1 protein-coding gene is annotated in these 623 nt (G+C 66.0%); it reads left to right on the top strand.

Annotated features, from left to right (window positions below; genetic code table 11):
* Positions 1–326, top strand: a 326-nt coding sequence (locus ABD323_RS43635; protein ID WP_344447560.1) for a CHAP domain-containing protein, incomplete at its 5' end; no start/stop codon positions are given.
* Positions 327–623 lie beyond the last annotated feature (297 nt).

Raw genomic sequence — 623 nt, 5'->3', positions numbered from 1 at the left:
CCTGGGACGACGCCGCCCGCCGCGTCGGCGTCACCGTCAACACCACTCCCACCGTCGGTGCCATCGCCGTCAACGACACCCACAACGTCGGCCACGTCGCCTACGTCAACGCGGTCTACTCCGACGGTTCCTTCGACGTCGAGGAGTACAACTGGAACACCTCCCTCGGCTACGGCACCCGCAGCCACCTCCGGGTCAGCAGCGCGGGGTCCTCCTTCCAGTACCTGCTCCAGATCTGGGCAACCACCAGCAGGACGGCACACCGGAACAAAGGGCAGTCCCACAGCCGGGATGATCTTGTGAGTGAGCAGGCCACGGCGGTGTGACCCGCCCGCCGGATCCGCAGAGGTACACAACGAAGCCCCGTCGAACGTAGGCGACCTGGAAAGGTCACCTACCGACGGGGCTTCGACCTGCTCTTGGCGTGCACGGCTCTGACCAGGTACTCAGGGCCGAGCAGGATGAGTAGGCGTACTCAGGTGGCGGTCCCCGGCAGCGTCGAGACTGGGCGCAGGTCGAACGAAGCGGAACGGAACGGTGAATGCCATGGTGCGGCGCTGGTCGAAGCCCGAGATGTGGGTGCCCGGTGGGTACTTGGCACTGGTGGTCGCGATGCTGGTCTA

The sequence above is a fragment of the Kitasatospora nipponensis genome (genome assembly GCF_039528135.1).
Classification (GTDB): Bacteria; Actinomycetota; Actinomycetes; order Streptomycetales; family Streptomycetaceae; genus Kitasatospora; species Kitasatospora nipponensis.
The sequence above is the reverse complement of the archived record's forward strand: the minus strand, read 5'-3'. Positions and strand labels throughout refer to the sequence as shown.